We start from the raw sequence: 25,706 nt of genomic DNA, 5'->3' as shown, positions 1-25,706 counted from the left end.
CTTGTGCTTTTATGAAAGGATTGTTGGAACTTTAATCTCACCATTTTCATGTTCTTTTACGCTTTTCAGCATTTCATCACGGTCTAAAACGTTTCGTTCTACGTCTTCTCGCATCACGTTAATTTGTTGAAGCGCGTGCGTCATTGGAACAACATTCTCCAAATCCAATTCATTTAGTTTATCGGCATATCCGATGAATGTCGCCAAATCTTCAGTGAAAAGATTCGCTTCTTCATCTGTCAGCGCAAGCATTGCACGATCGGCAACTGATAGTAATTCTTCCTTTGTAACTTTTGTCATGTAACTTCCTCCTTTAGGTCCACTTCATGCTCTTTATCATAACACCAATTTACATATACATAGAAATAGTCGGCTTCAACATATAGGGTCAATAACCATAAATATGAACGAATGGTTCATCTTCACCAGGTTTTTTTATGATTAACGCTTCCGGTCCATTAATCGACGTAATGCTCACTTCAGTATAAACATTCGGAAGATTTTTCGGCATAATACTGACTAAGTATTGAATAAAACCAATTGTTTCACTTGTTCCGTAAAATTGAATTGGAATTTCAATGGTTAAGGAGTCTAGTTTCCCTTCCTTATGTAACCCTCGTCCAATCACATTGACGAAGCTTGGAAAATAATCATCAATGGCTTGTTTGAATTTTTTTATGGCATTGTTCGTATCCCGATACTTTTCATCATTTGTCGGTGTCGGAAACACGACGTATTTCTCATTGATGCGTTTCCATCCTGTCAAACCTTTACCTTTATCCGCAACAGCCGTCGCGAAATAGTTACCTGGTACAATCGCAGATCTACGATTTTGTTTAAACAGACCGACAACAATCGGAATATTTTCAAGTCCTTCTTGGGCACGGAGACGTTTGACAACTTCTTCTGCCATCAACATGCCTTGTTCTTCAATCTGCTTGTCCGGTATTGCTGCTATCTCGCGTCCGTTGACATTGTAGTAATACGATTTTAACGCAAGGCCAATTGAAATGCCCTCAAGCTTTACCTTTTTATCTTTTGTCATGACCAGATAGTTTTGTTCGACGATATGCGAAAGATAATCAGGCGCTTTTTTTGCTATTTCCGCATCCGATGTTCCTGCAGGTGGACGTTTTGGATTCAGGCCAACTTTTCCTTGACCCTTCTCCTCCTCACCCTTCCTTCTTAACCATGACTTAGCCGTTTCCTCATCAATATACTGTCCTTCTTGAAAGTAATAATCTTTCGTGTCAAAGTGTTGGGTCGAAATGCGCAATAGACCTTCTTCTACTTCTTTAATGTCATATTTCGTCCCGGCACGGTCCTCAGCAACCAAACCGCGACTTGCGCTTTTCTTAAAAGGGATTAATGTTTGGTAATACTTATCTTTCAATTGGACATTTGGAATAATAACCGTTTCTTCTACACTTTCTTCAGTATCCTGGATTAGTTCCTCTTCTTCACCGCCAAGTGATGGGATACACCCTCCGACTAGAAGCAGCAGAACGAGTCCAGGAATTAATAGGAATCTTTTCATAAGTTTACTCCTTTGCACCGAGTGCTTCAATCAGCTGCGCTTCATTCCAAACTAAGATTTCAAGCTCTTCCGCCCGAACGAGTTTAGAACCGGCAGCTTCTCCAGCAACGACTAGATCTGTATTTTTACTGACGCTTCCCGTCACTTTTCCACCAAGCGCTTCTATTTCTTTTTTTGCTTCCCCGCGGGTCATTTCATAAAGTTTCCCCGTCAGCACGACTGTTTTTCCAGCAAAAGGTCCTTCTGTCGGGACATCCTGCCTGCTTTGACCTTTATACGCTAAGTTAACCCCGAAGCGCTCAAGTTTTCGCAACACTTCTAACACATCTTCATTGGCAAAATAGGTTGTAATCGACTCCGCGACTTTATCTCCGATTTCATGGATGGTCACCAGTGTCTCTGCATCGGCTTTCATAAGCGCTTCAAGCGTTCCAAATTCTTCTGCAAGAATTCGAGCGGCTTTTTCACCGACATGACGAATACCGAGGCCGAACAATACTTTTTCCAATGAATTCTCTTTGGAGTTCTCAATCGCAGTCAATAAATTCGAGACGGATTTCTCGCCCATACGTTCTAGGTCAATCAATTGCTCTCTCGTTAACGTGTATAAATCAGAAACATCACGTACGAGTTCCGCCATATACAATTGTTCAACGACTCGTTCGCCGATGCCCTCAATATTCATCGCGTTTCTTGATACGAAATGAATAATTGCTTCTTTCATTTGCGCAGGACATTTTGGATTTACACAACGGAGTGCAACTTCTTCCTCAAGTCGGACTAATTCAGAATCGCATTCAGGACAGTTTTCGGGCATTTCAAACGGAACTTCATCGCCCGATCGCTTTTCCACAATGGGTGCGACAACTTCTGGAATGATATCGCCCGCTTTACGAATAATCACTGTATCTCCAATACGAATGTCTTTTTCTGTGATTAAATCTTCATTATGAAGCGTTGCTCTTCCTACCGTCGATCCTGCGACGAGTACGGGTTCAAGTATCGCTGTCGGTGTCACAACGCCTGTCCGTCCAACACTAAGCTCAATATCAATCAGTTTGGTAATGACTTCTTCTGCCGGAAACTTAAAAGCTGTCGCCCATCTCGGACTGCGCGCCGTAAAACCAAGTTGTTCTTGATCTTCGAATAAATCCACCTTCACGACAATCCCGTCAATATCGTAATCCAAATCTGATTTCGCATCGGCCCATTTATTGATATAGGCAATGACTTCTTCAATCGATTCACAACGCTGACGTTCTTTATTCGTTTCAAATCCGAGCGCGTCCGCATAATTTAACGCATCAGAATGACTATCCACACCGTATTCACTGCCGTCTCCACCAATCCCGTAAATAAAAATGGCGAGATTCCGGCTTGCAGCTATCTTCGTGTCGAGTTGACGCAAGGATCCGGCTGCCGCATTTCGAGGATTCGCAAACGGTTCTTCACCTGCTTCATCTCGGGATTCGTTTAATTTAACGAAGGATTTTTTAGGCATATACGCTTCGCCGCGAACTTCGATGGAAACGGGCTCTTGTAAGCGAAGTGGAATCGACCGTATCGTTCGCAAGTTTGCGGTAATATCTTCGCCGACTGTACCGTCGCCTCGAGTCGCGCCTTGAACAAAGCGCCCGTCAACATAGCGCAAAGAGATCGCGAGCCCATCAATCTTCAATTCACAAATATAAGATACCTTAGAGCCTGTCGCTTCTTGAACTCTTCGGTCAAAATCACGTAGATCGTCTTCATCAAATGCATTAGCTAAGCTAAGCATCGGGTTTTCATGAGTCACTTTTCCAAAACCCGACAGAACTTCGCCGCCGACTCGTTGCGTGGGCGAATCCGGGAACCTTAAATCCGGATTTTCAGTTTCGATTTTCAACAATTCCTCGAAATACGCATCATAGACTGCATCAGTTACGAGCGGTTTATCGAGTACATAATAAGCATGGCCATATTGATGGAGGAGGTTATTTAGCTCTTCCACTCGTTTTTCGAGTTCAATTTTGTCTTTCATTTCGTTCCTCCTTGGCATTTATACCTTTTCGATCGGAGCAAATTTAGCTAGTAAACGTTTTACGCCGACCGGATTTGGAAAGGCGATATCAAGTTCGATGTCATCAGCAGAACCTTTCACGCTGACAACCATGCCGGTGCCCCACACCTTATGGCTCGCTTTGTCACCGACGTTCCAGCCCAACTTTTCGCCACCGCTTGCTTTGTAAGCAGGTCGAGTGACAGCAGCGCGTCTTGGGGATGTTGCCATTCGATTTCGCGGGCTGCTTCCAATAGAAAATGCACTTTTCTCCGATAATTCTTCCGTAATGTCTGCTGAGATTTCCGCGATAAACCGGGACGGACTATTATAACTCGCACGTCCGTATAGCGTTCGGTAGCGCGCCGAAGTTAAATAAAGTTTCTGCTCGGCACGTGTGATACCAACGTACGCCAGACGTCTTTCTTCTTCCATTTCTTCGTCATCCCCCATCGAACGAGAGTGAGGAAATACGTTTTCTTCCATGCCGATTATAAAGACGACAGGATATTCAAGACCTTTCGCACCGTGCATCGTCATTAAGACGACCTTTTCGGCGTTTTTGTTCTCTTCCTCATCAAGCGAATCAATATCTGCAATCAAAGCTAAATCTGTCAAAAAGGCAACAAGCGATTTATCTTCATTTTCCGATTGCTCTTCAAAGGACTTCGTAACAGATAAGAATTCTTCAATATTTTCAAGTCGGCTTTCTGCTTCAATCGACTTTTCTCTTTTTAACATTTCCCGATAACCCGTTTTATCAAGCACTTCTTCAACGAGTTCCGAAACCGGTAGATATTCAGTCATCTTTGTAAAATTGATGATCATTTCTCGAAACTTTGCCACTTCGTTTGCTGTACGCGGCGTGATCCCCATAAAATCGACTTCCTGGAGGGAGTCGAAAATGGAACGGTCGTGCATGATGGAAAAACTCGCCATTTTCTCAAATGATGTAGCTCCGATTCCGCGTTTTGGTTCATTAATAACGCGTGCCAGCGCTAAGTCATCTTCATTATTAGCGATTAATCGCAAATAGGAAAGCAAGTCCTTGATTTCTTTTCGCTCATAGAACTTCGTGCCCCCGACAATTGTATAATCAAGATTCGATTTCACTAGAAATTCTTCAATCACCCGGGATTGGGCATTCGTTCGGTACAAAATGGCAAACTGGTCAAGCTTTAAATTCTCTTCCTGTTGCAATTCAAGGATTTTTCCGACGACAAATTGCGATTCATCTTTCTCGTCGCTCGCTTTATAGACATAAATCGGATCGCCTTCTGTATTTTCCGTATGCAAATTTTTATCATATCGCGTACGGTTATTAGAAATGACGTCGTTCGCTGCCTGTAACACCCGTTTCGTTGAACGGTAGTTTTGTTCTAGCATTATCACTTCTGCGTTTTTATAGTCTTTTTCGAAGGTAAGAATGTTTCCGATATCGGCGCCGCGCCATCTATAAATCGACTGGTCCGAGTCGCCGACGACACATAGATTATTAAACTTAGCCGCGAGCATGTTCACAAGTTGATACTGTGCATTATTCGTATCCTGATACTCATCGACATGGATGTATTGGAATTTACTTTGGTAAAATTCCAGAACGTCCGGTACACGCTTAAATAGCTCAATCGTCAACATGATCAAGTCGTCAAAATCTAGCGACTGATTTTGGCGCAGACGTCTTGAATAACTGTCATACACATCTGCAATCGTTTTTTCATAAGGATTAAATGTGTTCATTTGCTCACGATATTGTTTGGCATCGATGCATTCGTTTTTAGCATTGCTGATTGAATTTAATAACATTCTTGCGTCATTTTGCTTTGGATCTAAATTTAATTCTTTAAGTACATTTTTGATGACTGTCAACTGATCACCAGAATCCAATATCGAAAAAGATTTTGCATAGCCTAACTGGTCAATGTTGCGACGCAGTATGCGCACGCACATAGAGTGAAACGTCGATACCCACATCCGCTCGCCAGTACCTGAGCCTAGCAAATCATCGATTCTTTCTCGCATTTCTCTTGCTGCTTTATTGGTAAAGGTGATTGCTAAAATATTCGATGGATAAACGCTTTTTTCCACGACAAGGTAAGCGATTCGATGCGTCAGCACGCGGGTCTTTCCTGAACCGGCACCCGCCATAATAAGCAATGGGCCTTCTGTTTTCTTTACGGCTTTTGCTTGCTCGGGGTTCATACCCGCCAGTAAATTTTCTGCAATTGTTTTCATTTTTCATTCGTCCTTTCGGAACATTTGTTCTTCACATTGTACACTTATTGTTCAGCGAGGGAAACTGATTTAACAGCTTTGACTGTTGAAAGTGCATTTTTGAAATTCTCATAGATGACGTTTCCAACAATAACCGTGTCGGCAATTTGGGCCATTTCCTTTGCGTCTTGCGCGTTTTGAATGCCGCCGCCGTAAAATAACTTGGTGTTTTCAAGTATTCGTGCCGCCGCCCGAACGATTTCCGGGTCGCCGTACATGCCACTATATTCCATATAAAAGACGGGCAGTTTAAAAAGATGTTCCGTCATTCGCGCATAAGCAATAATATCTTCTTCGTCGGGGACTTTCGTTACGCCAGTCAACTGTGCAGCTTTACAGTCTGGATTTAATATGCAGTAGCCTTCTGTAATGATTTCGTCCCAATCCATCATATGGCCGTATTCACGAAGCGCTTCGTGATGAATGCCGTTAATCCATTTCGTTTTTGTCGAGTTTAACACTGTTGGGATAAAATAATAGTCAAAGCCTGGCGTGACCGATTCTACAGTTGATACTTCAAGCGCTAGTGGGACTGAATATCGTCTAATCCGCACAAGCAAGTCCAGCACATTATCAAGCGTGACGCCATCTGTTCCGCCAACGATGATTCCGTCAGTTCCTGATTCTGCAAGAATTTCAAGTTCTTTATTTGTTATTGTTTTCGCGGGATCTAATTTAAAGGCATGACGCCATGTTGTGATGTCCATTATTAACCACCTAACCATTTATGTTCGTTCTTCTATTATAGCAAAAAAACCAGACAGATTCTTTCTCCGCCTGGTTGATTGTTTAAGTTTCACTATTTAGTTTCTTCTTCAGGAAAATTACTCGTTACTTTCATCATCATTTATTGGATAGAGACGACTTAGTATTTTATTGTAACCGCCGGAGCCATAGTCGACGCAACGGCGAACGCGTGAAATTGTCGCGGTGCTTGCGCCGGTGTCGTTTTGAATCGTATCGTACGTCTTCTTCATATTTAGCATTTGTGCGACATCAAGTCTTTGTGAAAGTGATTGCATCTCACTGATTGTACAAAGATCATCAAAAAATTCATAGCATTCCTCAATTGTTTCCAATTCAAGGATTGCTTTAAATAGTTGGTCTGTTTGATGTCCGCGTATTTTGTTTAGTTGCATACGATTTCCCTCTCTTTCCATCTATTCGCCTTGAGTATTGTAAGTGTTACTTGAACAATCCATTATTAAAGTACTCGTTTTTTATATAATCCGTTGATTTCCGTTTCGGGCGGACGCTTTCCTGCGGGCGAGCGCCGAGCCGCTTCCCTCGCTACGCTCAGTCCAGGGTCTCGGCTGTCTCGCTAATCCCGCTGGAGTCGCCGCCCTACACTACAATCAACTATAATCATTCTATATAGGGGGGATTAAGTGACCATTATTCACCAAGCTCATACGAAACATTAGTCCCAATACCTGGATTTGTTTTGATGATGTGAATCCATGTTTTACCTGGGACGAGTTTTGCGGGATCACCGTTTTCGAATGGTGTTAAGATACCGTCTAGGTTTACCCATTCAATCTCTTTTACGATTCCAGCTTGAAATAAAAGGGCCTTGCCGCCGGATTCAAGATCGATGGCTTGTCTACCTTCATTGTCGATTGTCTGATGTACTGCTTCAAACACAAGCACGTTTGAAAGTGCAATCGGTTCGTCATTTGTTTTATCGATGGTTAACATACCATTTACCGTTCGATCGTACGTCCCATTTTCCTCTTGGTACGAATACGTACTTGTGAAATTAGGGTGTGTGCCGTTCTGAACGACAAAAGATGATGTACTATCTCCTATTTTAGCACTTTCAATAGATTCATGGAAAGAAAGTGACGGTATTTTATTAATCTCCATCGAAGAATTCGTCGTCTCTTCGGCAGTTTTGATACTGTCACTTGAAATATATGAATTATGAGGCGCCTTTCGATCTGTTGATCGTTTGAAAAGAGTCCCGTCATAATGCATACCGTTCACATGGTCAACATAACCCGAATTTAATAATGCGAGTGCATCTGGACTGTATCCGTGAGCAACATAAAACGCGTCAAGCCCCTTCGCCATATGGATAAAGTAGTCTCGTGCACTTCGAACCGGCCCGATTTGTTCAGGAAGTTCACTTTGAAATAGCGCTAATAGCCTTGTGACATTTCCTTCTGTGATTAATTCATAAACGATGTCTGCTTCGCTTAAACCGGATTGTGGTCTTGCGAGCGGATGATTATTGATTGTCACAGCTACTGGACGACGCAAACTTTCTTCTTCAGACATGACACCTGTAAACGGTGCCTGATACAAGGCAGTTTCATCAACAGACTCTGACTCATCTGGATTTGTAGGCTTCTTGTTAGGTTCCTCAACTTTGTCTTTGCTGCAGGCCGATACTAGTAAAATAGCTAGTAAAATATAAAAGAGTAAGCGCTGTTTACTTTTCATCTTTTTCTCCTATCTTTCCGTCACTGGAATGAGTACTTTGTTTTTCATAACGTCATAGACACCAACCTGCGTAATTCGAACGTAGGGCAGATGGGTGGATTGTAAAAATAAAAATGTATACACCGCATCGGCGAAATGATACCCCCGTTCTTTTAAGGCTGACTTTAGTTCAAGTTCTTGCTCGATAAGTTTTGCCATCGGTTCCGCCGATAAACCGCCGCCAATCGGAAGTGGAAGTGTAGCCAGGACTTGTCCATTTTCGATCAGAACCATTCCCCCGCCAATCCGCTTTACCTCATTGTATGCAGCTACCATTGAAGACTTGTCTTTTCCTATTAAAATAATATCTCCTGTGTTGGAATAGGATGTTGCAAACCCTTGTACATGCGTAGCGAACCCTTTTAATATCGTGTTCACACGCCATTTCCCTTTTTTATCAATTAACATTAGAAAACTTTCATCGTGACTATTTTCTAAACAATCAACTGTCGTGTCAATTGCTACTGAATATGGCTTTGTAATTACATCATTTATCATTTCAATGCCAATTGATACATCAAAGGTAAAATCCGCTTCGGTTAGATTAAATTCTGGTGTAAACTGCGGAATGACTGACCAATCGATAGGAGGAAATGCGTTTGTACTGTCCCCCTCTCGTTTCAACCAAACACCTTTTGATAAAACATCCGTTGGTACTGGATTTTCTTCATCCGTTAAGAAGTTTAATGTCGCAAACCGGCCAGTGGCGATAATCCCATGTAAATCCGTCATATCGTAGTAACGCGCAACATTATAAGACGCCATTAAATACGCGTCAATCGGCGGGACGCCTGATTTCAACGCAGCACGAATGCATTTATCCATGACGCCGTCACTGTGGAATGCCGGTGTGGAGCCGTCTGTCGTCATCATTAAATGGTCGAAAACATTCAGTTCTTTTTCAACAATTTCCTTTAATAAGTTTGGTAGATCTGGACGGATGGATGAATGACGAAGCGTTACCGCATAACCATGCAATAATCTGCTTTCAACTTCTTGTAATGTCATCGCTTCATGATCACCGTCAATCCCAAGTAGTTTCATCCGCGTAAGCGTTCTTTCGGAAGCGCCCGGTAAATGGCCTTCAATCTTTTTACCCGCTAATTTTGCTGCATGGACTGCGGCCACCATAGCTGGGTCCCCGCCCATAAGACGTGGCCACCCCGTTAGCTCACCGCCTAGTAGAACTTCAGGTCGTTCTAGCCATTCCTTAATTGAAGTTAAATTATATAACTCAGCCTCGTTTTGAAGAACTGTTTGTGAATCGAACCTTGCCCACCAATAAAATGAAAACGGTAATTTATTTAATTTGTCTAGTAGTGAAAATGAGGTTTCATTTGCCAGTGACATGAATAAGGTAAGATTATCCGCTATGAAAGTCGTCGTTCCAAGATTCCCAGCGTATTGGGCAAATGTTCTCGGATTATATAGTTGAAAAGGATGTACATGCGGTTCAATATAACCCGGTACAATTTTCTTACCCGTCGCATCCACAATTTCAGTGCAATCTAAAATCGTTGGCATCTCTTTTCCAACATAAACGATTCTGCTCCCCGAAATCCAGATGTTTCCAGTCAACCATTTTTTATATACGGAATGTAAATATGTCGCATTAACAATCACAAGATCCGGCGCTTTCTTGCCGTCAATAATATGTAGTTGTTCCTGTATTTCATTATGCCCCCACATTGAATTCGCTCCTTTTACTAATATCTCTTTGTTAGTAATCGTAGCATAGCGCAGGTGATATAAGTAGTGAGTGAAGCCCCTAATAAAGAAGGATTTGATATAATTATAGCGAATATAGTAGAACTGAATAAGATAAGATTTGATAATATGGTAGATAAACTGCAGTTTAATGAAGACCTGGCGAAGGGATAAGACGGACTTCCATTTCATATGATTCATTGGATTAGTAAACATGGATAGAGGGAGGGATTAAGATGGTATGGGACATCATTGGACCAGTGCTCATAATACTATTTACCGGAACCGCAGCGTGGGGAATTATCGGGTATTTCCAAAGAGATTTATATCCACTTATCGTCGGTGCGGTTGCTGAACTTTTAATCTGCTATATTTTCGGCTCTTCCATCGGGAAGCTACTCCTGATTGTTCCTCTATTACAATTGGGATTGGCCGGTTTTATCATTTACAAGAAAATTAACATCTACAAAAAAGAAGCGAGTGAATAAACACCAAAATAATCCTGATCTAGTGATTCTTAGATTCAGGATTATTTTAATTTGGTTTAATCTGCCATTCGTTTTTTGAAAATAACAACCGTTAAAAACGATATTACAATAATCCACAAGGCAATAATTCCGAGATTCGGAAATACGCCGCCGATACCGATCCCACTTTCAACTTTCTGTGCAATTGTTAACAGTTGGGAGTTTGGCGTGTATTCCATCACTTTCAAAATCGGATATTTGTCAGTAAACATCGAGAACATCGAGCCAAATCCGAATATAAACATAAACGGCAATACCAGTACGGAAGCTTCCATAACTGATTTAGCGAGTAGCCCAAGAAGTGTCCCCAAGCCAATAAAAAACAATGATGTGAATAGGATTGCAACCGCTATAACAACAACATGTTCAGGTCGGTAGCCCGTTAACATGATTCCGAATACAACTATAATCATCGAAGCGATTGTGCTTAACAAACTTTTTCCACCGAGTATTTCCAACGTCGAAGCAGGTGAAAGCATTAATCCACGAAGCGTGTTTTTTTCTTTTTCTTCAGCGATTAAACTACATTGGACAAAGGATCCTACAGTAACCAAAGTAAAGTTAATAATCATATAATGCATGTCAATTGATAAATCGCCCATTTTTCCATAGATAAAAGCTAAGATGAGCGGCATGAGCGCTGTAACCGAAACAGCCGAATTTCTTGAAATATCCTTAAAGTCTTTATGAAAAATTGCATTAACACGCTTCATTGAAAAGTTCATGATAATTTCCTCCCTGTCACTTCGACAAAAATATCGCCCAATGTCGGCTCGTTCGTATGAATAGCTACCACATTATTCGATGACATATAATCAAACATTTGCTGTGCACCCTCGTCTGTCGTTTTAAGCACAACTTTCTCTTCGTTTTTTAGTTCAACAGTCACCGTTGAATCCGAATACTGTTTTCTAAGTTTTCCTGGTTCATCCATCAACCGAATTTGTCCCTTATTCAAAAATGCAACACGGTCACAGAGCAGTTCTGCCTCATTCATATCATGCGTCGTAAGAAATATTGTTGTTCCACGCGCATTCAACTCACGAAGTCCATTATGTATATGTTGTGAATTTACAGGATCGAGCGCAGAAGTCGGTTCATCTAGGAATAACAACTTTGGTTCATGTAAAAGTGTCCGTGCAAGAATCACACGCTGTAGCATTCCCTTCGATAGTTTAGAAACGACTTTCTTCTTTTCATTTTCCAAATTCACAATCTCCAATACTTCGTCAATCCTTTTGAGCGGTACTTCATAAAGGTCACAAAATAGTTTCAAATTATCGTAAATCGATAGTCTACTATATAAGCCACTATTATCGGTGAGTACCCCAATTTTCTTCCTGGCCCCCCCTTTTTTCATTTCTGAAACAGGTTCCCCGAAGACAGTTGCTTTTCCACTTGTTTGGTTTAATTGACCTGTCAAAATTTTAATTGTTGTCGTTTTACCAGAACCACTCGGACCTAAAAATCCGAAAATTTCTCCTTTTTTAACATGGAAATTTACGTCTTCAAGTGCGGTTTGATTTGCAAAGATTTTTTCTAATGATTCAACTTCGATGATATTTTCCATTGCTATTCCCCCTGAAAAAGTTTTTATCTGATTTGTACTTGCATCTTCAGATTAAACGCTTTTTATAAGAAAAACAGCATATTTTCGATGAAAAGCGCCTTTTTAGGGGTGAATGGTGCTTATTTTAGGCCCAACATCGCTTTTAATTCCCCCATTTTTGATTTTGAAAGTGGAATTGACGATTTTTCTTCGTCATCCAAAACAAGACTAAAACTATTTCGAGTCCATGTAATGACTTCTCGAACTTTTTGGAGGTTCACAATATACGATCTATGACAGCGGAAAAAGCCAAAATGTTGGAGTCGATTTTCGAGCTCATTTAATGTAAATGTCGTCGCAAATTCTTCTCCCTTAATATGTAAATATGTCTGTCCATCATTACTTTCAATATAATCAATTTCAGGTGGATCAAATAATACAATTTTTTCGTTGACCTTCGTCGGGATTTTTTCAAAACGAACCGGTTGGATTTCCTCCTGAGCGATTTCATCACTTTGCTGATCTTCGGACTCTTTTTTTTCAGATTCACTGGCTACTTGTATTTCCTGTAAACCATGTTCGTCCAATTTAAATACACGATTTGCAGTTGTAATCGCGCTTTCCATATTACTTGTGAGAATAAGCAAACTTTTCCCTTCATTTCGTAGTTGCTCGATGATTAACATAAAAATGCGTTGTGTTTCAAAGTCTACATTTTGATCGGGTTCTTCAAAAATGAACAATTCAGGATTTTGAATGAGGAGCTTCCCGAATAAAATTCGTTTTTGTTCAGAATAAGATAGCTGTTTCACCCGCATATTTCGTTTTTCTTCCAGATGAACTTTTCGAAGTACCGATGGAATCGATTCATTGCAATTGTAAAGCCTACAGTATAATTTCAGATGTTCTTCAACTGTTAAACGTTCATACAACCCTTCTTCTAGGAACGAAAATCCAACTTCTGAAAGATTCACTTTTGACATCTCGATGTTCCTGATAAAGATTTCACCCATAACTACGGGAATTTCCTTTGTTAGCATCTGCAAAAGAGTGCTTCGGACATTCAAGCTAGAGTAAATTGCAGTCACTTCGGTTCCATTTATATGTAAATTGAATGCTGGAAAAACGAGCGAATCACTCAACCTTTTCTCCACATCATTGAATTTCAAGACCATTTTTACTTCACCTTCCCGTATTTGCGTTACTTATAAGTATAGTTGTCTTGCAAAATCCTGCAACTGCCTATTCAAATCCCCGCAACAATAAAAGCCCACTCTCCCATTGTTTGAAAGAGTGGGCTTCGATTTATTCGAATGTGCGCCAGCCAATATCAGTCCGGTAGAAAAACCCGTCCCATTTCAGCTGCGTTAAACCTTCATAAACCTCTTCTTGTGCTTCTTTTAAAGAGCCAGCTTTCGCAGCAACTAGAATGACGCGTCCACCATTACCGACAAAGTTTTCGTCATGTAATTTTGTTCCTGCATGGAAAACATCCAGTCCTTGCGCTGAAAGTGTATCTAAGTTTGGTAATACGTTTCCTTTCACAACATGCTCAGGATACCCATCAGAAGCAACGACAACGCCTAACATGGCTTTATCATTCCATTCCAACTCAAACGGTTTGCTAGCCATGAGTGCAGCCATAAACGCGCCGAAATCAGATGCCATACGTGGCAGAACGACTTGTGCTTCCGGATCACCGAAACGTGCGTTGAATTCAATCACCTTCGGCCCGTCTTCAGTGAGGATTAATCCTGCATACAAAATCCCCGTAAACGGAGTTCCTTCCGCCGCCATCGCTTCAACAGTCGGAACGACGACTTTTTCATAGGCTTCATCCACAACTTCTTGTGAGATCTGCGGAACTGGAGAATACGCACCCATTCCACCTGTATTCGGTCCTCTATCGCCGTCATACGCGCGCTTATGATCTTGCGCGATGACCATTGGGTAAATCTGTCCATCGTGAACAAACGACATATACGAGAACTCTTCGCCGTCTAAGAATTCCTCGACGACAACACGAGATGAAGATTCACCGAATTTCTGGTTGCCAATCATATCGTCTACCGCGTTCAGCGCTTCTTCAAGTGTCATCGCAACGATCACACCTTTTCCAGCCGCTAGTCCGTCCGCTTTGACGACAATCGGTGCGCCTTTTTCACGGATGAATGCTTTCGCCTCTTCCGCGTCCGTAAACGTTCCGTACCCAGCAGTTGGAATATTGTATTTCGCCATAAGTTCTTTTGCGAATGATTTACTTCCCTCGATGAGTGCTGCCGCTTTGGTCGGCCCGAACGCTTGTAATCCGCGTTCAGCGAAATAATCTACAATGCCTTCAGCTAATGGTTGTTCAGGACCGACAAAAGTTAAATCGATAGCGTTCTTTTTCGCAAATGATGCAAGTGCTTCGAAATCTGTCGCGCTAATCCCGATACATTCAGCATCACCTTTCATGCCGTCATTACCAGGTGCTACAAATACTTTATTGACCGAAGGGGAGACATTGAACTGTCTGGCAATCGCGTGTTCACGACCGCCGCTCCCGATAACGAGTACTTTCAATGCATTTCCCTCCTTAGTGTTTAAAATGACGAACGCCGGTCATAACCATTGTAATCCCGTATTCGTTTGCTTTCTTAATCGAGTCTTCATCTTTTACAGAACCGCCCGGTTGGATAATTGCCGTAATGCCTGCTTTTGCCGCTGCTTCAACTGTATCATCCATTGGGAAAAATGCGTCAGATGCTAGTGCTGCACCTTTTGCACGTTCGCCTGCTTGAGTAAGTGCAATATTTGCCGCACCGACACGGTTCATCTGCCCCGCGCCAACGCCAAGCGTCATATGATCATCGGACACAACAATCGCATTCGATTTCACGTGTTTCACAACTGCCCAACCAAGCCTCATCGCTTCCCACTCAGCTTCCGTAGGCTCACGATCTGTCGCTACACGAATGTCTGCATCCGCAAATCCATATGCATCAGGCTCTTGCATTAAAAGTCCGCCCTCAACAGAAACTGTATTCCAGCTGTCTTTTTTGTTTTGATCAAATGAAATTGTTAGTAGACGAATGTTTTTCTTCTTCGTTAAGATTTCAATTGCATCTGCTGTGAATGAAGGTGCGATAACAATTTCAAGGAATATCCCTGATAATTTCTCTGCTGTCGACGCATCTACTTCACGGTTCAACGCAATGATACCGCCGAAAATGGATACTGGATCTGCTTCGTATGCTTTATTGAACGCGTCGAAAATCGTTTCGCCAGTACCTACTCCGCAAGGATTCATATGTTTAACTGCTACTGCCGCAGCGCCTTCAAATTCTTTCACGATTTGAATCGCAGCATTTGCATCTTGGATGTTATTGTATGATAGTTCTTTGCCGTGCAGCTGATTCGCGTACGCAATCGAGAAGTCCGAACCAAGTGGACGACTGTAAAACGCTGCTTTTTGATGTGGATTTTCACCGTAACGAAGTGGTTGTTTTAATTCGTATGTATAGGTCACTTGCTCCGGGAATTCTTCTCCCGCAAGATTTGTTAGGAAACTTGCAATCAGTGCATCGTAAGCTGCTGTATGACGGAAAACCTTTGCCGCAAGACGTCTGCGCGTTTCATTCGTCGTTATCCCGTCCGATTTTAATTCCTCAAGAACTTGGTCGTAATCAGCTGCATCGACAATCACCGTGACATACGCATGGTTTTTCGCAGAAGCACGAAGCATCGCCGGACCGCCGATATCGATATTTTCAATCGCGTCCTCAGTGGATACATCCGATTTTGAAATTGTCTCTTTGAACGGATACAAGTTCACACAAACGATATCAATCGGCTGAATGCCGTGCGTTTCCATTTGCGCTTGATGTGTTGGATCATCTTGTTTGGCAAGCAGTCCCCCGTGGATTAACGGGTTAAGTGTCTTCACGCGACCTTCCATAATTTCAGGGAATCCTGTCACTTCATCGACAGCTGTAACCGCGACACCATTGTCCGCCAAATGTTTCATCGTTCCGCCTGTAGATAATAATTCATAGCCGAGACTTTCTAGCGCTTTTGCAAATTCCAAAATCCCGCTTTTGTCCGACACGCTTAGCAGTGCACGTTTTTTCACGAATAAAACCCTCCGTTTTATAAATTAGTATTTACCAATCAGCTAAATAGTTGTGCCAATGTATCTTTATATAAGAAATGTTCAACAGCGTGAATTGCAGCCGCCGTCTTTTCAATATCGCCATCCACAACATCCACTGCATGTTGCGCAAGAATCGGTCCAGTATCCATTCCTTCATCGACTAGATGAACGGTAACGCCAGTGACTTTCACACCGTGCTCAATCGCTTGTCCAATGGCATCTTTTCCAGGAAAAGATGGTAGCAGTGAAGGATGAATATTGACGATTCTGGATGGGTACGCAGACAATAACGTCTGTCCAACAAGTCGCATATAGCCCGCGAGCACAAGCCACTCCACCCCGGCTTCATGAAGCGCATCTAGAATTGCCGCCTCATAAAGTTCCCTAGACGCGTAGTCTTTCGGACGAAACGCAGCGACCGGAATCGCTGCGTTTTCGGCACGTTCTACTACATATGCCTCGGGTTTATTTGTCACGACCAAAGCGATTTCCGCGTTTAACTCACCGTTTCTGCAGGCTTCTTCGATTGCTGTAAAATTACTTCCGCTTCCAGAAGCGAATACAGCAATTTTAGTTTTCCGTGTCATTAAGCTAGACTCCCGTCATGCTCGCCGTTAAACACGACGCCTTCTCCTGCAATCACACGACCGATTTTAAACGCTTTTTCGCCATGTTCAGCAACAATTTGAAGCGCTTTGTCAGCATCTTCTGCCGGTAAAGCAATAACAAATCCAATTCCCATATTGAATACGCTGTAAAGGTCCTTATCCGAAAGCGCGCCTTTTTCTTTTAGCATATTGAATACTGGCAGGGATTCCCATGATCCAAGTTCAACTTCTGCTGCAAGTCCATCAGGCAACATACGTGGTAAATTTTCATAGAAACCGCCACCCGTGATATGCCCCATTGAATGGATAGCAAGTTGCTTATGCATGTCGAGTACTGGTTTCGCATAGATTTTCGTTGGCTCTAATAGCGCATTCCCAACTGTTCCGAGCTCTTCATAACCCGCGATTAAACTATCAATTTCATAGCCTTCATCTTCAAAAACAATTTTACGTACAAGTGAAAATCCGTTCGAGTGAATACCGCTCGAAGCAAGCCCAACGAGTACATCACCTTCGACAACTTTATCGCCCGTAACAACATCGCTCTTTTCACAAGCCCCTACCGCGAACCCAGCAAGATCATACTCATTTACATCGTAAAGTCCAGGCATCTCGGCTGTTTCTCCGCCGATTAACGCGGCACCCGACTGAACACAGCCATCAGCAATTCCTTTTACAATGGCTTCGACTTTTTCAGGCACTGCTTTTCCAAGCGCGATATAATCTAGAAAATATAACGGTTCCGCACCTTGTGCCACGATATCATTCACACACATCGCAACACAATCGACGCCAATCGTATCATGTTTATCAGCCATGAAAGCCAATTTCAATTTCGTACCCACACCATCTGTACCAGATATCAAAACCGGCTCTTTATAATCAAGTGCAGACAAATCGAACATGCCGCCGAAACCACCAAAAGTACCTGCAACACCTTTTCGTCCCGTACGCGCAACATGAGACTTCATACGCTCAACCGATTCATAACCCGCTTCAATATTGACTCCCGCTTTTTCATAAGCATTCGACATGGAAAAGCCCCCTATCTACTCATTTCTTTTTCGTGCGGCATAACTGTATCTTTATAAATTTCAGTCGGATATTCGCCTGTAAAGCATGCCAGACATTGTCCGCAGTTCTTTGTATTATCCGGTCTGCCTATTGACTCAAGCATTCCCTCCGGAGACAAAAACGTCAGCGAATCCGCTTCTATTAATTCACGAACTTCCTCAATCGAACGATTTGTCGCGATCAATTCAGAATCCGTACTAATATCAACACCATAAAAGCATGGACTGACAAGTGGTGGAGATGCAATAACAACATGCACTTCCGTTGCGCCCGCCTCTTTCAACATTTTCACAATCCGTTTAGATGTCGTGCCGCGAACAATCGAATCATCTACCATGACGACACGTTTGCCTCTCACAACTTGACGCACAGGGGATAATTTCATCTTGACACCTTGCTCACGTAATTCCTGTGAAGGTTGGATGAAAGTCCGTCCTACGTAACGACTTTTAATAAGACCTAATTCGTACGGAATGCCACTTTCTTCTGAAAAACCGATGGCAGCTGAAATACTCGAATCCGGAACACCCGTAACAACATCTGCTTCAATCTGCACTTCACGTGCAAGTCTCTTACCGCAACGCTTACGTGCCGAGTGGATATTAATCCCGTCAATATCCGAGTCAGGTCGTGCAAAGTATACATATTCCATCGAGCACATTGCTGAATCTGCAGCTGGTGCAAATCGTTCCGAATGGAGACCTTGATCATTAATGATGATTAATTCTCCAGGTTCAACCGACCGCACACTTTCCGCTCCGATAATATCAAATGCACAGGTTTCCGATGCCACAACCCATGCATCACCCATTTTCCCTAAGGATAAAGGGCGAAGACCATTTGGATCCTGCGCAATCAGCAAGCCGTCTTCCGTCAAAATGACAAACGCAAATGCGCCTTTTAACATCGATAAGGCTTTCTTGACGCGGTCGCGCTGTCTCGGCGTCCCATTACTTCTTTTAATTAAATGCGCAAGCACTTCTGTATCTGAATTCGTCTGGAAAATACTCCCTTGACGTTCTAGATGCTCTCGAAGTTCTGCGGCATTTACAATATTGCCATTATGTGCGACCGAAAGACTTCCCGTTGTTGAACGAAAAACAAGCGGCTGAACATTTTCGATTCCACGACCATTTTCTGATGAATAACGCACTTGCGCAATGGCAGCATTACCAGTCAATTCATTTATTTCATTGCCGGAAAACACTTCATTCACAAGGCCCTCACCTTTATGAACATGAAGGCCTTTGCTATCTTTCGTAACGATACCAGCACCTTCTTGACCGCGGTGTTGCAATGCGTGCAGACCATAATAACTGATCTGCGCCGCATCCTCATGACCCCAAATACCAAACACGCCGCACTCTTCGTTTAATCCTCTGAGTTCAGCAAGCATTCTATTGCCCCTCTCCAAGCAGAACGGAACTCTTCAACCGTCCCGTCTATTAATCCCGTATCTTCTCCGTTAATAACAATTCGCTCTGTATCAGTAACGACGCCAACTTTCACCGCATCTTTTACTGCAGCTTCGAACGCTTTTGCATTTTCACGCTTAACCGATACCAAGAAACGTGATTGTGATTCGCTGAATAATGCAGTGACAGCTGATCCAGAAATCGTTACATTTGCGCCAAGTCCATTAGCTCCGAACGCTTTTTCACAAAGTGCAACCGCAAATCCACCTTCTGACAAGTCAGTTGCTGATTCAACAAGTTGATTTTGGATTGCTGTTAAAAGTTCTTTTTGTCTAGAAGCTTCTACGTCTAGATCAATGGCAGGAGCTTGTCCAAAAATCTCGCCCTCTTGCATTTGTTGTAGTTCACTACCACCAAAATCAAGCTTAGTATCACCGATAATATAGATTACGTCATCAGCATTTTTAAATTCAGTAGTCGTAACGTGAGATAAATCGTGAACCAATCCGACCATTCCGATTGTCGGCGTCGGATAAATGGCTACTCCGTTCACTTCATTGGACATCGAAACGTTACCGCTGATAACAGGCGCATTTAACTTGATGCATGCCTCTGAAATTCCAGCCGCTGATTTCTCAAACTGCCAGAACACTTCTGGCTTATCCGGATTTCCAAAATTCAAGCAGTCCGTAATCGCAATCGGTTCAGCGCCAGAACAAATAATATTTCTTGCCGCTTCCGCAACCGCGATTTTCCCACCTGTTTCAGGATCTAGATAAACATAACGAGAGTTACAATCTGAAGTCATTGCTAGCCCTTTATTCGTCCCATCGACACGAATTACGCCCGCAGACGAGCCCGGTGCGACAACTGTATTTCGACGAACATGCGTATCAAATTGGTTATAAACCCATTTTTTCGACGCAATCGTTGGACGTTGTAATAGCGCTTTTAATGTTTCGCTTAAATCGTCAACAACTGGTTCAGACATTTCCATTGCTTGGAATTCTTTAAAGTAATCTGGTTCCGCTGATTCTTTATAATAAACTGGCGCATCTTCAGCAAGTGCATCTGCTGATACTTCCGCCACTACTTCGCCTTTATGAAGTAAACGGAGCATTTTATCATCCGTTACCTTCCCAATTGACACTGCTTCAACGCCGTATTTTGCAAAAAGATCCGTGACTTCTTGTTCGCGACCTTTTTTCACGACGATTAACATACGTTCTTGAGATTCTGAGAGCATCATTTCATATGCTGTCATGCCCTCTTCACGTTGCGGTACAAGATCTAAATTCATTTCAACGCCGTATCCGGCACTTGATGCCATTTCAGCCGATGCTGATGAAAGACCAGCAGCACCCATATCTTGTATCCCAATTAGCGCGTCTGATTTTACAAGTTCAAGACATGCATCCATCACAAGTTTTTCAAGGAATGGATCGCCAGCTTGCATAACTGGTAGCTCACCATCTTCTTCAACTGTTAGTTCCGAAGAGGACATCGTTGCTCCGTGTATGCCATCACGTCCTGTTTTAGCACCAGCATACATGACAGTATTACCAACACCTGCTGCAACACCTTTTTGAATGTCTTCATGATTCAGTAACCCTACAGCCATTGCATTTACGAGTGGTCGCTTAGAATAGCAATTATCGAATTGTACTTCTCCTGCAATTGTTGGAATGCCAATGCCGTTACCGTAACTTGCAATCCCAGCAACCGCCTCTTTAAATAAGAAACGGTCACGCTCATCTGTTAAATCCCCAAGACGAAGCGAATTGACAAGTGCTACAGGACGTGCACCCATTGAAAATACATCACGAAGAACCCCGCCTGCGCCTGTCGCAGCACCGATAAATGGTTCAATTGCGGATGGTGAGTTATGTGATTCCATTTTAAAAACTGCAGCCTGGTTGTCGCCAATGTCAACAATCCCTGCACCTTCGCCCGGCCCTTGAAGAACGCGTTCGCCACTTGTTGGGAACTTTTTTAGAATCGGTTTCGAGCTTTTATATGAACAGTGTTCGGACCAAAGAGCCGAAAACAAACCTGTTTCTGTATAGTTCGGCAAGCGACCCATGCTTTTTACAACAAGTTCGAATTCTTCATCGGTCATTCCCATTTGACGATACAACTTATTATCTTGAATTTGCTTTGCACTTGGTTCATGATTGGCTGACATTGTTTTCATTCCACCTTTTCAAAATTGACTTGAATAGAGGCAACCCATCGGTACCGCCGATAATTTCTTCAATCGCACGTTCAGGTAACGGCAGAATGCCAAGTACATTTCCTTGTTCATTCAAAACGCCTGCGATTTTTTCAGTACTGCCATTATCGTTTTCATCTTTATATGTAAACGCGATTTGTCCATTTTCATTTAACTGACTCAATGTTTTTTCATCTACGTAATAATTTCCGTATGCTTGCGCAAAAGGTATTGTGATTTCTTGGGCTTCTTCATATTCAGAAGTAAAAATAGACTCCACATTTTCAACGCTTAATTTTGCACTGCCCGATTTAAAGAGCAGTTCTTTATTTTGAAGAAAAGCACCTGGCAATAGATGTAATTCAGTTAAAATTTGAAAACCGTTTCCAACACCTAAAACAGGTTTCTTGGATTCTACAAATGACATCAAGCTCTCTACTGCAGGAGAACCTTTTGCAAGCGCACCAGGACGAAGGTAATCGCCGTAAGAAGATCCGCTTGGAATTATAACCGCATCAAATTCTTCTAACGCTGCTTCTGTATGCCAAACGTATTCAGCTTTTTCACCAAGCACTTCATTTATCGCGTGGTGCATATCGACATCGCAACTTGAACCTGGAAAAACAAGAATAGCAAACTTCATCGGATTCAAGCCTCCTCGATTTCATAACGGTAGTCTTCAATCACTTTATTAATAAGAAGCTTGTCGCACATCTCTTTCACACGCGCATCAATATCAGTTGTCGTCTCATCAATCTTAAGTTCAATTAACTTACCGATACGAACACTTTCTACTTCAGCAAAGCCCATATTTTTTAGCGCATCCGTTGTAGCAATACCTTGTGGATCAACAACACTTTCACGAAGTGTCACATATACGTTTACTTTTGTCATGTTAGTTCCTCCTGAATGAAGTTTCATTTACTTCAATTAATGATTGCCGTGTGAATTAAAAACTCTTTGTTTAATCAGACCAAATTCCTGTCGACTCAATTTCAGTTAATGTCGATTCAATGCTCTCTGTCATTATGGTAATATGGCCCATTTTCCGTTGCAATTTTGCTTCTGCTTTGCCATACAAATGGATGGACCAATCTGGGTACTTTTCAACAGCTTGATTTAATGGTTCAACATGTTCCCCCAGAACATTCACCATAATACATGGTGCCCAAAGCTTTGGCTTCCGAAGCGGCCAACCGCAAATCGCCCGGATATGTTGGTGAAACTGTGATATATTACATGCCTCAATCGAATAGTGTCCTGAATTATGCGGACGTGGGGCTAGTTCATTAATAACGATATCACCATCACCAAGGACGAACATTTCCACTGCAAGCGTGCCAACGAGTTCTAAATGATTCGCAATTTTAGTGGCTGCTTTTTCAGCTTTCACTAAAACTGTCTCATCTACCCGTGCTGGAACAATTGATTCGTGCAGTATATGGTTTTTATGAATATTTTCAGCAATTGGCAAGCAGTAAGATTCGCCTGCAGCATTACGCTGTATAATCACTGAGATTTCTTTTTCAAATGGAACAAATGCTTCCGCTATACAAGGCGAATTTTGAAATAATGGCTCAGCTTCAATTAAATCTTCCAGTGAATCCAATTTAACCTGACCTTTACCGTCATAACCGCCGAATGCTGTTTTCACAATACACGGAAAACCTACATTCTCAATTTCACTTTTGAGTTCTTCAAAAGTATGTGCCGTAATATAGTTGGCTACTGGCGCACCTGATGCTGTTATTTCTGCCTTTTCGTTCATGCGATTTTGCGTGATGCGAACAAGTTCAGCGCCTTGCGGAACAAATGCAGTGTCACTCAATCTTTTCAAACCATCATAATCGATATTTTCAAATTCATAGGTGATAACATCGCTGACCTCTGCAAGTTTCTTTAAAGCATCTTCATCATCATATGGCGCAACTATTCGGATGTCTGCGATTTGTCCACACGGGGAATTCTCAGTTGGATCCAGCACTGCAATCTTGAAACCAGCCTCTTTTGCGGCTAATCCCATCATGCGACCAAGCTGGCCACCACCTATAATACCGATGACTTTCCCAGCTGAAATTGTTTTCATACTAAATCACCACTGCTTTCTAGTGCCATTTCCTTCATCTTTAACCGACGTTCCTCTATCCGTTTCAACAACGCTTTATCCGTTATTGCAAGTATTTGAGCGGCAAGTAGTCCAGCATTTGTTGCGCCTGCTTTACCAATCGAAACCGTCGCGACTGGAACACCACCCGGCATTTGAACAATTGAAAGCAAGGAATCCATGCCATTAAGGGCCCTGGACTGAATTGGAACCCCGATTACCGGCAATAAAGTTTTAGAAGCAACCATACCTGGTAAATGAGCCGCTCCACCAGCGCCTGCAATGATTGCAGCTAGTCCGCTTTCTTCGGCTTGCTCAGCATATTCAAACATGTAATCAGGGGTTCTGTGCGCTGAAACAACTTTCTTTTCATAAGATACACCGAGTTCTTCTAAAACCTCACATGCATGTCTCATTGTTTCCCAATCACTTTTACTACCCATAATAACTCCAATTTTCGGCGCCACAATAATTCCGCTCCTTTAAGATAAAAGTCCATGATTTACTATCAAGCTGTTTTAAAATCAAAAAACCTCGAATAATCTACTTTTCACTGAACATGAAAAGCAGACCATTCGAGGATATATAATATGCGTTAAGATGACTGTGTTCATTCATAAAGACACACACCTTTCGCTACCATTTTCCTAAAAAGTCGCTTTCCCGCATAGTCCAGACATTAAGGTGTCACGGTAGAAACACTGAAGCCAATCCTTCAGTTTATATGGGGATATCTAAATTACATTACTTATTTTATCAATAAAGCGGTCATTCGTCAACGTAAACGCGAACATTTTAACAACACTTAAAATTATTGTTCGTCTTTTTATATGAGTTGCCCTTTAAATTGGATAAGCTGGCGAACCGGGACAACTTCTCCATTAATTTCTGAAAAAATCGGCGCTTCTTTTTTACCAGCTACCTGATAGCCTTCCCGTGCCATCCTTTTCAAACAGTCATCGATTGTTTCGTTTTCAGCGACCTCAAACCACATCGTTTTCTTTTTTTTCATTTAAACAATTTACCTCTCTTAATTGACTTTACCCAGAACCCACCATGAATTGCTTTCGGTTCATAAGAAATAATAAATGCCTTTGGATCTAATTCTTTAATAGCTGTATACAGTTTTAATTCATATTTTCGGGGAGTCAAAATTTGAAGCGCAGATCGATTTCCCTCTAGTCCATTTGCTGACCAGTCTGTTACACCGTAACCTTGTTCTCTTAGTAATTTTGGAAGCAGCTTATCTTCGTCTACAGTGATTACATTTACGGTTATATAGCCTAAAGCCATTTTCTCCTCAATTTTCGTACCTATTATAACCCCACAACCATAACCAATCGCGTAAGCCACTAAATTTTGAATTTCATTCAAATTATCCAGTACCAAACCAAGTCCAACAACATAGACAACGACTTCAATCATACTAACACCGGCCGCGATATACCTATATCCTTTTAACGTTAAAATCATGCGAACCGTGAAAAATGTTACATAAACAATATTAATGGCAAAAATAATCAATACCATTTGCACACAACCACCCCTTTCAAAAATAAACCAAATCCCATTTGCTGATATAAAAAGAAAAACCATTACCTATTGGTAATGGCCTTTCAATGCCCCGGTGCTTCTGTGAGGTTTTTTGTCGAGAATCCTCAACTATGATTGACATTAAAACAGCCATTGGCTTTTCTTTTTTTGTAGACATATAAACAAAAAAAGTCACTACCATATGGTAATGACTTTTCAAGTGCCTAGCAACGTCCTACTCTTGCAGGGGGAAGCCCCCAACTACCATTGGCGCTGAAGAGCTTAACTTCCGTGTTCGGTATGGGAACGGGTGTGACCTCTTCGCTATCGCCACTAGACTACCTGAGCTTGTTCGCTCAAAACTGGATAAAACGAATAATTGTTTCACAAATCAGGGTCAATCAAACCCTTTTAACTTAAATAGGTTAAGTCCTCGATCAATTAGTATCCGTCAGCTACGTACGTCGCCGCACTTACACCCCGGACCTATCAACCTCATCTTCTCTGAG

Annotated in this window: 24 protein-coding genes, 2 rRNA genes and 1 riboswitch; of the genes, 1 reads left to right on the top strand and 25 read right to left on the bottom strand. The window is 42.1% G+C overall.

Going from position 1 to position 25,706, the window contains the following annotated elements:
- Positions 1 to 9: 9 nt before the first annotated feature.
- The 8 genes from gatC to J4G36_RS16410 form a co-directional block, all read right to left on the bottom strand.
- Positions 10 to 300 carry an Asp-tRNA(Asn)/Glu-tRNA(Gln) amidotransferase subunit GatC gene (gene gatC, locus J4G36_RS16445; protein WP_210471493.1) on the bottom strand — a complete coding sequence of 97 codons (291 nt, stop codon included), beginning with the start codon at positions 298 to 300 and terminating at the stop codon, positions 10 to 12.
- 88 nt (positions 301 to 388) lie between these two features.
- A complete protein-coding gene (locus J4G36_RS16440; protein ID WP_210471492.1) occupies positions 389 to 1,537 on the bottom strand; it encodes a CamS family sex pheromone protein in 1,149 nt (382 codons plus the stop codon).
- Positions 1,538 to 1,541: 4 nt separating this feature from the next.
- On the bottom strand, positions 1,542 to 3,557 hold the full coding sequence (ligA, locus tag J4G36_RS16435; RefSeq protein WP_210471491.1) for an NAD-dependent DNA ligase LigA: 2,016 nt from the start codon (positions 3,555 to 3,557) through the stop codon (positions 1,542 to 1,544).
- 18 nt (positions 3,558 to 3,575) lie between these two features.
- Positions 3,576 to 5,810, bottom strand: a complete 2,235-nt coding sequence (gene pcrA, locus J4G36_RS16430; RefSeq protein WP_210471490.1) for a DNA helicase PcrA — start codon at positions 5,808 to 5,810, stop codon at positions 3,576 to 3,578.
- 44 nt (positions 5,811 to 5,854) lie between these two features.
- The gene (pcrB, locus tag J4G36_RS16425) at positions 5,855 to 6,556 is read right to left on the bottom strand and encodes a heptaprenylglyceryl phosphate synthase (RefSeq protein ID WP_210471489.1); all 702 of its coding nucleotides are present in this window, start codon (positions 6,554 to 6,556) and stop codon (positions 5,855 to 5,857) included.
- A 117-nt stretch (positions 6,557 to 6,673) separates the two neighbouring features.
- A complete protein-coding gene (locus J4G36_RS16420) occupies positions 6,674 to 6,988 on the bottom strand; it encodes a YerC/YecD family TrpR-related protein (protein ID WP_210471488.1) in 315 nt (104 codons plus the stop codon).
- 256 nt (positions 6,989 to 7,244) lie between these two features.
- Positions 7,245 to 8,294, bottom strand: coding sequence for a DUF3048 domain-containing protein (locus tag J4G36_RS16415; protein ID WP_210471487.1), 1,050 nt, complete (start codon positions 8,292 to 8,294; stop codon positions 7,245 to 7,247).
- Between the two features lie 9 nt (positions 8,295 to 8,303).
- Positions 8,304 to 10,022, bottom strand: coding sequence for an adenine deaminase C-terminal domain-containing protein (locus tag J4G36_RS16410; RefSeq protein WP_210471486.1), 1,719 nt, complete (start codon positions 10,020 to 10,022; stop codon positions 8,304 to 8,306).
- 254 nt (positions 10,023 to 10,276) lie between these two features.
- Here J4G36_RS16410 and J4G36_RS16405 point away from each other — a divergent pair, with 254 nt between their 5' ends.
- Entirely contained in the window at positions 10,277 to 10,528 is a 252-nt protein-coding gene (locus J4G36_RS16405; RefSeq protein WP_210471485.1) for a hypothetical protein, read from the top strand.
- Positions 10,529 to 10,584: 56 nt separating this feature from the next.
- On the opposite strand, the gene J4G36_RS16400 is transcribed toward J4G36_RS16405, so the two are convergent.
- From J4G36_RS16400 to J4G36_RS16320, 17 genes are all read right to left on the bottom strand, one after another.
- The gene (locus J4G36_RS16400) at positions 10,585 to 11,292 is read right to left on the bottom strand and encodes an ABC transporter permease (protein ID WP_210471484.1); all 708 of its coding nucleotides are present in this window, start codon (positions 11,290 to 11,292) and stop codon (positions 10,585 to 10,587) included.
- Entirely contained in the window at positions 11,289 to 12,137 is an 849-nt protein-coding gene (locus J4G36_RS16395) for an ABC transporter ATP-binding protein (RefSeq protein WP_210471483.1), read from the bottom strand. The genes J4G36_RS16400 and J4G36_RS16395 overlap by 4 nt, the downstream gene beginning before the upstream one ends.
- A gap of 119 nt (positions 12,138 to 12,256) precedes the next feature.
- A complete protein-coding gene (locus J4G36_RS16390) occupies positions 12,257 to 13,291 on the bottom strand; it encodes a LytTR family transcriptional regulator DNA-binding domain-containing protein (RefSeq protein WP_210471482.1) in 1,035 nt (344 codons plus the stop codon).
- 130 nt (positions 13,292 to 13,421) lie between these two features.
- On the bottom strand, positions 13,422 to 14,681 hold the full coding sequence (gene purD / locus J4G36_RS16385) for a phosphoribosylamine--glycine ligase (RefSeq protein WP_210471481.1): 1,260 nt from the start codon (positions 14,679 to 14,681) through the stop codon (positions 13,422 to 13,424).
- 13 nt (positions 14,682 to 14,694) lie between these two features.
- A complete protein-coding gene (purH, locus tag J4G36_RS16380; protein WP_210471480.1) occupies positions 14,695 to 16,230 on the bottom strand; it encodes a bifunctional phosphoribosylaminoimidazolecarboxamide formyltransferase/IMP cyclohydrolase in 1,536 nt (511 codons plus the stop codon).
- 38 nt (positions 16,231 to 16,268) lie between these two features.
- Positions 16,269 to 16,838, bottom strand: coding sequence for a phosphoribosylglycinamide formyltransferase (purN, locus tag J4G36_RS16375; protein WP_210471479.1), 570 nt, complete (start codon positions 16,836 to 16,838; stop codon positions 16,269 to 16,271).
- Positions 16,838 to 17,893, bottom strand: coding sequence for a phosphoribosylformylglycinamidine cyclo-ligase (gene purM, locus J4G36_RS16370; protein ID WP_210471478.1), 1,056 nt, complete (start codon positions 17,891 to 17,893; stop codon positions 16,838 to 16,840). Before purM ends, purN begins: the two co-directional genes overlap by 1 nt.
- Positions 17,894 to 17,904: 11 nt before the next feature.
- Positions 17,905 to 19,329: an amidophosphoribosyltransferase gene (gene purF, locus J4G36_RS16365; protein ID WP_210471477.1), complete on the bottom strand. Its 1,425-nt coding sequence runs from the start codon at positions 19,327 to 19,329 to the stop codon at positions 17,905 to 17,907.
- On the bottom strand, positions 19,305 to 21,533 hold the full coding sequence (gene purL / locus J4G36_RS16360; RefSeq protein ID WP_210471476.1) for a phosphoribosylformylglycinamidine synthase subunit PurL: 2,229 nt from the start codon (positions 21,531 to 21,533) through the stop codon (positions 19,305 to 19,307). Before purL ends, purF begins: the two co-directional genes overlap by 25 nt.
- Positions 21,517 to 22,203 (bottom strand): phosphoribosylformylglycinamidine synthase subunit PurQ, encoded by a 687-nt coding sequence (gene purQ, locus J4G36_RS16355; protein ID WP_210471475.1) that lies wholly within the window; start codon positions 22,201 to 22,203, stop codon positions 21,517 to 21,519. The genes purL and purQ overlap by 17 nt, the downstream gene beginning before the upstream one ends.
- A 5-nt stretch (positions 22,204 to 22,208) precedes the next feature.
- Positions 22,209 to 22,454, bottom strand: coding sequence for a phosphoribosylformylglycinamidine synthase subunit PurS (gene purS / locus J4G36_RS16350; protein WP_210471474.1), 246 nt, complete (start codon positions 22,452 to 22,454; stop codon positions 22,209 to 22,211).
- Between the two features lie 70 nt (positions 22,455 to 22,524).
- Entirely contained in the window at positions 22,525 to 23,646 is a 1,122-nt protein-coding gene (gene purK, locus J4G36_RS16345) for a 5-(carboxyamino)imidazole ribonucleotide synthase (RefSeq protein WP_210471473.1), read from the bottom strand.
- Entirely contained in the window at positions 23,643 to 24,131 is a 489-nt protein-coding gene (purE, locus tag J4G36_RS16340; protein ID WP_210471472.1) for a 5-(carboxyamino)imidazole ribonucleotide mutase, read from the bottom strand. The genes purK and purE overlap by 4 nt, the downstream gene beginning before the upstream one ends.
- A 181-nt stretch (positions 24,132 to 24,312) precedes the next feature.
- Positions 24,313 to 24,412: riboswitch (purine riboswitch) on the bottom strand.
- Between the two features lie 78 nt (positions 24,413 to 24,490).
- Complete coding sequence (locus J4G36_RS16335; protein WP_210471471.1) at positions 24,491 to 24,676, bottom strand: NETI motif-containing protein; 186 nt, start codon at positions 24,674 to 24,676, stop codon at positions 24,491 to 24,493.
- Positions 24,673 to 25,194: a DUF2179 domain-containing protein gene (locus J4G36_RS16330; protein WP_210471470.1), complete on the bottom strand. Its 522-nt coding sequence runs from the start codon at positions 25,192 to 25,194 to the stop codon at positions 24,673 to 24,675. Before J4G36_RS16330 ends, J4G36_RS16335 begins: the two co-directional genes overlap by 4 nt.
- A gap of 225 nt (positions 25,195 to 25,419) precedes the next feature.
- Positions 25,420 to 25,535 (bottom strand): 5S ribosomal RNA (gene rrf / locus J4G36_RS16325).
- 83 nt (positions 25,536 to 25,618) lie between these two features.
- A 23S ribosomal RNA gene (locus J4G36_RS16320) occupies positions 25,619 to 25,706 on the bottom strand; the annotation flags it as partial.

It is taken from the genome of Sporosarcina sp. 6E9 (genome assembly GCF_017921835.1).
GTDB lineage: Bacteria > Bacillota > Bacilli > Bacillales_A > Planococcaceae > Sporosarcina.
This window is presented reverse-complemented; position numbering and strand designations above follow the sequence as displayed.